Source organism: Vibrio sp. B183 (genome assembly GCF_000740665.1).
GTDB lineage: Bacteria > Pseudomonadota > Gammaproteobacteria > Enterobacterales > Vibrionaceae > Vibrio > Vibrio coralliilyticus.
The window spans coordinates 1-9,153 of sequence record NZ_JPQB01000027.1; the positions used below are offsets into that span (position 1 = coordinate 1).

Here is a 9,153-nt window from a genome sequence, read left to right on the forward strand (position 1 = left end):
AGAATTGTGTTCTTAGAGACATAGCTCGTTACCTTAACTGACGTTAAAAGAAACAAGCGGGGAGTTATGTATTCATCAAGGTGATTATAAAGAAAATACCAATCGTTGGGAATCACTCTTAAATGCTTTGTTAGGTGTATGCCTCCGAGACTTCTGAAACTGAAAAGCTCATAGCCAAAAAGGAAACTCCTGAACCAGACTCATAGTTATGAACCTCTATTTGAGCATGAGCCCATTGACGGCCACTGATATCTATAATCGCTGTACCACCAAGATATCCACTAAAGCCTTTTTCAATTTCTAGGTTAGACACACCTTCAAACTTGAAGCTTTTGAACATGCCATTCCTGTCGTGAGACACAATTTCAATTGAGCTCAACGTAGAGTCCCAAGGGTCGACATTATACTTAAACTCAACCAAATCATTATTTGCAAAGTCTGCAAAAATCACTTTTTCTGACAATTTGACCTCCTGACACCTAACGCCCTGTTAAGGTGTGAGCAACGCAATACCGATGCTTCCGCACACCACCTTAAACACTAAACGCAACGCATAGCAAAAATGCCACGCGTTGCGAATCACTCTTAAACAGTTTGTTAGCCGTGCGTACTAACGTTATCGAATAGACCCGGAAAATGAACTATTAGTTCATCGTGAAGGAAAGAAGCAACTCGTTCTAACTCATCAACATATACAGCAATATCATTTCCGTACTGAGAGTTAAGCAAATCTCTGTCGAAAACCGATATAGATGGTATAGCGCCACCTTTTTGGTATGGATACCGCTGTTTCATAAACACATCAGAGTTTAAGCTCAAGTCATGCTTAAGAGACCTGCCGTACTTTAAATGATACTTTTCTTCTAAATAACCACTGTCTTCTGGATGTTTGCTTTCCATCGAAGCAAATATTTCTGATAAGGAGTGCCCTTTTGTATGTTCAACGCTCGATGCAACTGCGCTAGGCCAAACAGTTGTTGTTTGAATGCTTTTGAGAAAAAGCTCGACAGAAAAAGATAGAATTACATGATACGGTCGTGATACGAGTTCATTGCCTTTGATAAGTTTAGCCGCTTCATAAAACTCTTTTGCCGTTATAAACAATCCGAAATCTACTAAATTTTGAGTTCTTCTCAAGTTTCTGCTTGTCATAAGCTCGAATCTCACTGTGCAAAAACGAATGGACTATATTTTATCAAAACCTAATCAATAGTCTTATGCAGAATTTCAATGCATATTATCTCAATAATTTACACCTGAGCACTGCTAACGCCCAATTAAGGGGTGAACAACGCTACCACCCAACCTAAAACATTGTGCCATAAACACTAAATTTGAAGTAGAAGCAAAAATGCCGAGCGTTGTGAATCCCTCTTAAATTGCTTGTTAAATGCACTTTGTTGATTATCATACTTGTTCAACTAATACACAACGGATATCAAAATGGAATTTGAAACTTTAGCAAAGATACTTTGCAGAGAACTCACGTTAGAGTCGAAGTCAGGCCATACTTTCAACTGGAATTATCGCGGTGATAACAAAATTGCGATTAAGCCAGAAGGTTTCGACACCAATGCGCTTACATTACTTAAAACAAAATCAGATCTAGTCATCGAAGTAACAAACTCTGGGACCAATAACTACCCATACAAGGAAACTAGTATTACAAAAGCCACTGCCCTAGGTCTTAAGGCGCTATCCAATAAACTCAAGAAGTAGCACTGAGGCTGCTTTATTTAGCAGCCCGTGCATTTAACGCCGCGTTAATGGGCAGACAACGCGACCACAAACTTAAACCATTGTGACATAAACACAAAAGCCAAACTGTGAGCCAAAACTGCCAAGCGTTGGCTGTCCGATTAAACGCTTGGTTATGGAAACCTCAGACAACCACTACACTCACCGCAAAACACGAGCGCTTTGCAACCACAAAACTCAATACACCAGTATGCAGCAACCCTATAAAGCCTAAATAAGAAACCTAACAACAACGATACAGTCAACTAAAACAAAGAAGGGCCGCCCCACTGAAGCCAATTACCAGCTAATTGCCGCAACACTAAACCCACTTGGGAACCGGATGCAAACGGCGGATTAGCCTGTGCGGAAGACAGAAAGCGGCTTTTCAACAGAGATTAAAATCTGGAATCTTGTGGACATGCAGAAACTACCAAGAAACTCGCAGCGAACGCTGAACCAACAAACCAAAAAAAGAACTCTATCTTGCTGCAACATAACGCCGTATTAAGGGGTGAACAACGCCGCCACCTAACCTAAAGCATTGTGCCATAACCACTTAAGTTGAAGTAGAACCAATAATACTAAGCGTTGAGAATCCCTCTTAAATGCTTTGTTATGTGGTAGGTCCAAGGTGACTTTCTACATTCAGGCACAGAGCTGCAAGATTATTGTCAAAGATTTGAGCAGAACCTTCAGGAACTATAGGCTCTAACATTTTCCAACTACCACCTTCCCAGATCTCAACCGAGCCAAAACGTTCCTCACCATCCCACTGAATCATAAACCTAGAATCGCTTGAGGCATAAATACTGTGTATGGAGCCGCAATAGTCTATATCAGTATCGGGTTTCACTTCTTTGTACCCTTCCTTAACTAGAATTTCAGCCACTCTACTCTTCAACTTGTAATACTCATGCATTTCCATATACCACATAACGCCCAATTAAGGGGTGAACAACGCCTCCACCCAAACCTAAAGTATTGTGCTATAAACACTAAAACTGAAGTAGAAGCAAAAGTGCCAAGCGTTGAGAATCCCTCTTAAATTGCTTGTTATGTGTTTTTCCCACGTAGTCCTATTAAGTTTCCAAATGGGTCCTCAACTTGGCACATTGAAAGCCCATCTTCAATTTCCATTGGTCCACGATAAAGGCACGCACCGAGTTCTTCAAAATGAGCCAGGGCAACACATAAGCTATCTACTGACCAATAAACAACTGTGCCACTTTTACCAGCACCAACCTTTTTGTCTGCTTGGACTATTTCTAGTGAGAAACCATTTATATCAAGCGCTGTGAAGTCAAAGTCAGGATGATAAACCGGAACGGCTTCTGGAAAAGCTTTCTTGTACCATTCAAGCCCTTTCGCTACATCTGGGACATGAACAAGAACCGCTGATGCATTCATAATTTTTCTCCAACCACATAACGCCTTGCTAACGGGCGATAACGCTATACCACCCAACTTAAAATTTGCGTCCTAAACACCGAAGCCGATTTGAGTATAAGTGTCCGAGCGTTAGGAGTCCCTGTTAAGCGACTTGTTATGTGTATTTATGCATTTCTATATCTTTACCGTGCTGAAAATAACCCCAAATCCTAATGCAATGCTTTGTAAGAGAAATTTTTGCATTTTGTTCTTTACATATAGCGATGATCATATCCCCGTGATCAATAATTTCAGGTTCCAGTAAAGCGCCTCTTGAGTGGGATATACGGGCGTTGACATCGAGAAAGTGTATCGCTCGAAAGTTTCCCCATATTTGTGCCAGTTCACTAGTATATTGATAACTAGAGTCACTTTCCGGCCATGTCGAACCATCAATGTAGGTAACCCGAAAACTGATTAGTTCTTCGATATTGTTTAATGCCGCAAACAGACTATTCCATTTCGTGGTGTTCATGACACCAAAAAGACCGTTGCTGTCGATTAGCTTAATAATATTTGACTTTAAATCTAAACGCATAGTTTCCAATCCACATAACGCCCTGTTAAGGTGTGAGCAACGCAATGCCGAAGCTCCCGCATACCACCTTAAACACTAAATTCAACGCATAGTAAAAATGCCACGCGTTGCGAATCACTCTTAAACAGTTTGTTAGCCGTTTTTTGACTGTTCTATCTCATGCTTGCTTTCAGAATTGTTAACGAGCTCAGGAATTAACTTTTCTGTTACCGCTTGCACTTTTTCTTGATCAATATGAGCTACAGACTTATCAGTTCCTGAATCTTTGACCCAGTTACGTGCTTCAAACATGTAATTAAAGCTAACCCAAGCACCCACGACATAGAGCCACTTCCCATCTAAAGCTGACTGAACACCAAATACGAATATTAAACTCATAAATGCCAAAATAACCCAGCGAGCAGCAAGTAGTAATGCTATAGAAGAACCATAGCTAGCCATTTGGATATTTTTAGAACGCACATAATGCTTGTGCAAGACATGTTTGTGCACATCTAAAGTGATGTAAGCATCAAGAAACTCTGAACCACTTGACTTTGCTTTACTAAACACTTTTTGTACAAACCAAGACGAGATAGCAAATACCGCCGACCCTAGCAGTCCTTGATTGAACGAACTTAATTGATCAATCCAATTTAAAACAACATCCATTTTTTCTCCGTATTGATTGTGGAAACGGCTAACGCCCAATTAAGGTGTGAAGCACGCGACTACTACACTTAACTAGGACGCCGTAAACATTTAACTAAATTGAAACCAAAAGTGCTGAGCGTGCTGAATCACTCTTAAATTGTTTGTTATGTTTCGTAGCCTAAGATTTCGATACCCTTCTCACCAATCACTACCGGAAACTCACCGACCTTGCAGAGCTCCATTAGAAACTTATCGAAATTCAGCTCACGGTATGAAGTAGGAGCATTTTTATAAGTATGATATGAATAAGTTCTTGGGATGAATATTCGTTCAATATGCTTGTACGCGACAGGCCCACCACAGCCTTTAACTGGGTCATCAATTGCTGAATCCCATACCTGTTGGTTACTAGGGGCATTACCAAAGAAAACTTTTTCGGTATCCGTAAAATGATACTCAATACCAGAAAAATCTGCTCCATACTCTGCCATTGTAAGGAAGAGCTTCTTCCACTTATGATTGGACATTAAACGCACTGAGTATCTCTGTCTCAGAGCTTTATCATTGTGAGCTTTCATTTAAACCTTCTAGAAACGTAACGCCCTGTTAAGGTGTGAGCAACGCCGAAGCTCCCGCATACCACCTTAAACACCAAACACAACGCATAGCAAAAATACCACGCGTTGCGAATCACTCTTAAACAGTTTGTTAGGTTTTAGTTCAACGTAGTTCACCAGAAAGTTCTTTCCACGCTTCATCAGCGGATATAGGTAACTTCAGTTGACGCTCTACTTTGGACGAAAGACCAATAAACCTAGAGCCTAAGTCTTCTTGCTTTACATTAAGTTCTTTACACAGTTTGTCTATGTAGCCCAGTACGCCCGGGGCTAAAAATGCAGATTTAGGGTCGAATGGAGGATACATCTTCAATATCTCAGGGTCCTTTGTGCCACAATTATTCGGACCATTTAGATCTATAAAGCAGACCTCAAGATATGTGTCCAACGCTTCAGATAGTTTTCCTTGCTTCTTTAGAACATCTCCCATTCCCAAGCGAGCATTACGATATAGTCCCCATTTATACTCTGATGCTAGTTGAGGCAATGAAACCTTTAATTGTTCCCACTTAACATCTAAGTCCGTAGGAGTGTTGATGCCTTGACTCATCAGCTTGTTTTTTGTTGCTTCTCTATCGCGCTTTTCCGCTAAGAATTGTTCATGGGTATCGTTCTCAATTGCCCACTTTTCTTCTATGAGTTCAATTTGATCTTCACGTACTAAAATCTTAACTCGTTCATCAGGGCAAGTTCGAACATACATAAATTGACTGCAACTAGGGCATTTTTTCTTTCGCCCAGGCATTTTATCTAAAGTACTACTGCAATAAGGACAAACTGGCTCTTTGTTTCCTACTCTAGGTATCTCAGTTGTTTTGTTCTCCTCGGTAAGACTATTACCGAATACTCTAAATATCTTGGATATGAAACTCATAGCTTTCCCTTATAAAACCTAACGCCGCGTTAATGGGCAAACAACGCTACCAAAAACTTAAACCATTGTGACATAAACACTAATGCCAAACTGTGAACCAAAACTGCCAAGCGTTGGTTGTCCGATTAAACGCTTGGTTATGGAAATCTAAGACAACCACTACACTCACCGCAAAATACGAGCGCTTTGCAACCACAAAACTCAACAAACCAGTATGCAGCAACACAATGAAGTCCAAAGAAGGAACCTAACAACAACGATAAAGCTAACTAGAACAAAGAAGGGCCGCCCCACTGGAGCCATACACCAGCTAATTGCCGCTACAACAAACCCACTTGAGAGCCAAATGCAAACGGCAGATTAGCCAGAACTAAATACCCAAAGCGGCTTTTCACCAGAGATAAAGATTTTGAGCCTAATCGACATGTAAGAATGGCCATTAAGCTCGCAGCAAACGCTGAACCAACAAGCCAAATAAGAACTAAGCCTTGCTGCACCATAACGCCGCATTAAGGTGTGAGCGACGCTTGGCTATACTTGAGCGAAGCGAAACTGCCAAGCGTTGCGAATCACTCTTAAATGCTTTGTTAGCCCATTACTTTCAAGTAGTCGTATTCAATTTCTTTCCTTGTAAGTTGTTCTTTGTCCTTAATCTTTAGTTTAAACAGAACAAAATGGTCCAATCCATCTATATCCTTAACTTGCCCTTGCTCACCTGGCATACATATTTGAAACATAACTGGAACTCCCTCACGATATTTTTCACGAAACGTGGGGAAGTAAGACCCCTCACCAACTTGGCATCGCTTACCAATAATGGTGAGAGCAAAAGTCGGTATATGAATGTCAGTTAAGCTCTTCTCTTTGCGCTTACCCTCAACTTCTTTATGAAATTCTTCAACAGCGCGATGCTCAAGGTTTGGGTAACACAGAAATACATACTCTTTCGGGTTTAGAACAATTGCGCTTAAGCAAACACGCCCCTCTTCATCATGGACGTTGTTGTCCGTCCAGTATTTTAAAGTTTCATGCATTTGACGCCCATACTCTTCGTCCGCAACCACAAAACCGACAATTGGTATTTCAGGCCCACCATCAGGTGGAGTTGCAACCCCGAATGAAGTACCGAGCAGTCTTGCAGGATCGTGTTCATACGTTAACGGAGGCATAACGAAAAGGCTGTTATAGATGAAAACTGTTTTTTCGACAAAAGTGATTAGTAGCCATACTCCAACACCGAAGAGAAAAGCATAAATGGAATGGTCAAACACATAGAACGCCGCAAGCAAACTGATTGCTGTAAGAACTCTTTTCGTCCATGTAAAAAAAGGTTTAGCTTTTTCGTGTATGACGATACGAAAAAATTTAGGAGTTTTCTCTAATCGACAATTTAAACGTACCCTGTTTATTGACGAAATGACTTTAAGCTTTGTTTTTTGCCAATAATTCATCTTTCCTCCTGACATCAATACATCGATTGTGGGCTAACATTTGTATCATGCGCATACGCACTTTGCTTGATAAGTGTGTATGCTCATTTACACGCCATAAATGAATCTTAACTCACTGGTAAAAAACAATAAATTATCAAAATCACAGAACAAGTGAGAATGCTCACTTTAACTCTTGCTAGGCTGGTCGCGTAGCGACATAAACGGCCAATATAATCACAAAGTGTGTTGAAGCCGATCGACTGTGTTGGGATGTTTCAGCTTAAAGGCTCCAGGTCGCTTGCGACCAAGTAGAGCCGCTTCCTTTTCGAAACACCCCCAGGTGTATCCCTAATATCAATATAATTCTCTACTATCCGTTCTAGTCGAAGACTATGAAAAGTAACTATTAGGACTTAGAACTAGGACTATTAAGTAGGAGTAAATCTAGGAGCAGTAAAACGTACAAAGAATGGTCTTGAGCAGCTCTTTTTAACCGGTAATGGTTCAAATGAGAGAGTTTGATCAAAGGCAATGCGCCAGAACTGAGGTATATAGCAGCGGTATTCAGCCCAAAACAACGCTAAAATCCCCAGCTAAGGGGCATAAGAGAAAAGGGTGCTTATATCGGAATGGGTGGTGCTTCAGTAGCTTGTAATACTTGGCTTGTTGCTAATAGGCGCTCTTTGCGACGACGAGCGAGTAGGGTGATGGGAGTGAGAATGTACTTAATAGGGCGCTGCCATTGAGTTGCACGTTTCTTTAAGTACTTACGTGCCTTTTGTTTCGCTTCTAGACGCTCTTTAAGCATGCCTAAGTCAGCAAAGTACTTGTCGGTGATCTTCTTAATTGATGCTAAGCCACGCCATTTTTCGAGGTTATCTTTGCATGTATAACGCTCTCTTGGCTGCACTGAGGTAATCCAACCTTTTCGGATCGCATAATCTTTGCACTGTTTGACACGCCATTCAGGCATGTTGAGTTCTTTCCCGATGTAACCCCAGGTTCTTAAAAGAAAGCCGTGTTGCGTATCAACGCCAATTTTGCCTGTAGTCAGGCACATTTCATTGACAAGAACATACATAAAGCGCGCAACATCGTTTACCATGCTTTGCTGACTGGCACGGCCGTTCTCTGTAAGAAAAGCGGCTGAAGATGAAGGATTGTTTAAAATTCGCATCATTACAGAATAATGCAGACGACACAAAGGACGCTCTTGGCGTTTCTTTTTCTGCTGTTCGTTATGCTGTAATGGATCGTAATTCATGCGGGGCTAAAGCCTAATCTTTGCTTGTATCTGACAATGAGTTGATTCAATTCTTATCTATCCGGTCAATACTTAAGAGGTTGCAATTCATCGTTCGGATTCCCCCCATAAGCGCTTCGAATCACTATGGGGGGATAAGTTTTGGATCTAATGCCAAATATATGATGAATCGCAAAGCCTCCCGGCTTGACGTGTCCGCGTATCTACAAAGCATCTCAAATACTTAGCTCAACTCAGACGATCTCTATTAAATACTGACTGATAACAACTGACAACTGTTTGGAAGTCGCACCTAGGCTGAAATATACTCCTCATAGGAGGCTTAAACATGATAACTACAGTAGAACTGTTAAACCGTTTAAGAGTTGAAAAACAACTACTTAGCGATAGACAAGTAGCCAAATACTTAGACATTAGCCAGGCTGCGGTTCAAAAATGGCGTACAGGCGGCACAATGAGTGATGATATAGCCTGTGAAATAGCAGATATGCTTGGGTTAGATGTAGATTTAACTTTGCTAGCAATCATCGCGGAACGTTCTAAAAACGATCGTGCAATCGAAGCATTGAGACGTTTAGAAGACAATCAAAAAATTGCTTGATTGAAGAGACAAAAAGTAAAGGTAA

The 9,153-nt window shown here is 41.0% G+C and carries 13 protein-coding genes; 2 read left to right on the top strand and 11 right to left on the bottom strand.

Translation table 11 applies throughout. From position 1 onward, the window contains the following. Nucleotides 1–130: 130 nt before the first annotated feature. The gene (locus IX95_RS23375; RefSeq protein WP_038164416.1) at nucleotides 131–463 is read right to left on the bottom strand and encodes a hypothetical protein; all 333 of its coding nucleotides are present in this window, start codon (nucleotides 461–463) and stop codon (nucleotides 131–133) included. 134 nt (nucleotides 464–597) lie between these two features. Then, nucleotides 598–1,152 (bottom strand): hypothetical protein, encoded by a 555-nt coding sequence (locus IX95_RS23380; RefSeq protein WP_038164419.1) that lies wholly within the window; start codon nucleotides 1,150–1,152, stop codon nucleotides 598–600. 291 nt (nucleotides 1,153–1,443) lie between these two features. Here IX95_RS23380 and IX95_RS23385 point away from each other — a divergent pair, with 291 nt between their 5' ends. After that, nucleotides 1,444–1,719, top strand: a complete 276-nt coding sequence (locus IX95_RS23385; RefSeq protein ID WP_038164420.1) for a hypothetical protein — start codon at nucleotides 1,444–1,446, stop codon at nucleotides 1,717–1,719. Between the two features lie 634 nt (nucleotides 1,720–2,353). Here IX95_RS23385 and IX95_RS23390 read toward each other — a convergent pair. From IX95_RS23390 to IX95_RS23430, 9 genes are all read right to left on the bottom strand, one after another. Further along, nucleotides 2,354–2,629 carry a hypothetical protein gene (locus IX95_RS23390; RefSeq protein ID WP_142995767.1) on the bottom strand — a complete coding sequence of 92 codons (276 nt, stop codon included), beginning with the start codon at nucleotides 2,627–2,629 and terminating at the stop codon, nucleotides 2,354–2,356. Nucleotides 2,630–2,793: 164 nt separating this feature from the next. After that, a complete protein-coding gene (locus tag IX95_RS23395; RefSeq protein ID WP_038164422.1) occupies nucleotides 2,794–3,147 on the bottom strand; it encodes a glyoxalase/bleomycin resistance/dioxygenase family protein in 354 nt (117 codons plus the stop codon). Nucleotides 3,148–3,283: 136 nt separating this feature from the next. Beyond that, nucleotides 3,284–3,706 (bottom strand): DUF6678 family protein, encoded by a 423-nt coding sequence (locus tag IX95_RS23400; RefSeq protein WP_051912649.1) that lies wholly within the window; start codon nucleotides 3,704–3,706, stop codon nucleotides 3,284–3,286. Between the two features lie 132 nt (nucleotides 3,707–3,838). Then, nucleotides 3,839–4,357, bottom strand: coding sequence for a V3/V1b-type arginine vasotocin receptor (locus tag IX95_RS23405; protein ID WP_081885475.1), 519 nt, complete (start codon nucleotides 4,355–4,357; stop codon nucleotides 3,839–3,841). Between the two features lie 146 nt (nucleotides 4,358–4,503). Next, the gene (locus IX95_RS23410) at nucleotides 4,504–4,917 is read right to left on the bottom strand and encodes a hypothetical protein (protein WP_038164423.1); all 414 of its coding nucleotides are present in this window, start codon (nucleotides 4,915–4,917) and stop codon (nucleotides 4,504–4,506) included. A 142-nt stretch (nucleotides 4,918–5,059) separates the two neighbouring features. Beyond that, a complete protein-coding gene (locus IX95_RS23415) occupies nucleotides 5,060–5,659 on the bottom strand; it encodes a hypothetical protein (RefSeq protein WP_152562066.1) in 600 nt (199 codons plus the stop codon). A gap of 491 nt (nucleotides 5,660–6,150) precedes the next feature. Next, on the bottom strand, nucleotides 6,151–6,330 hold the full coding sequence (locus tag IX95_RS23420) for a hypothetical protein (RefSeq protein ID WP_038164426.1): 180 nt from the start codon (nucleotides 6,328–6,330) through the stop codon (nucleotides 6,151–6,153). 87 nt (nucleotides 6,331–6,417) lie between these two features. Next, entirely contained in the window at nucleotides 6,418–7,281 is an 864-nt protein-coding gene (locus IX95_RS23425) for a hypothetical protein (RefSeq protein WP_038164429.1), read from the bottom strand. Between the two features lie 601 nt (nucleotides 7,282–7,882). Continuing rightward, nucleotides 7,883–8,527 (bottom strand): hypothetical protein, encoded by a 645-nt coding sequence (locus tag IX95_RS23430; protein ID WP_038164430.1) that lies wholly within the window; start codon nucleotides 8,525–8,527, stop codon nucleotides 7,883–7,885. A gap of 328 nt (nucleotides 8,528–8,855) precedes the next feature. Here IX95_RS23430 and IX95_RS23435 point away from each other — a divergent pair, with 328 nt between their 5' ends. Continuing rightward, a complete protein-coding gene (locus tag IX95_RS23435) occupies nucleotides 8,856–9,128 on the top strand; it encodes a helix-turn-helix domain-containing protein (protein WP_019275032.1) in 273 nt (90 codons plus the stop codon). Nucleotides 9,129–9,153 lie beyond the last annotated feature (25 nt).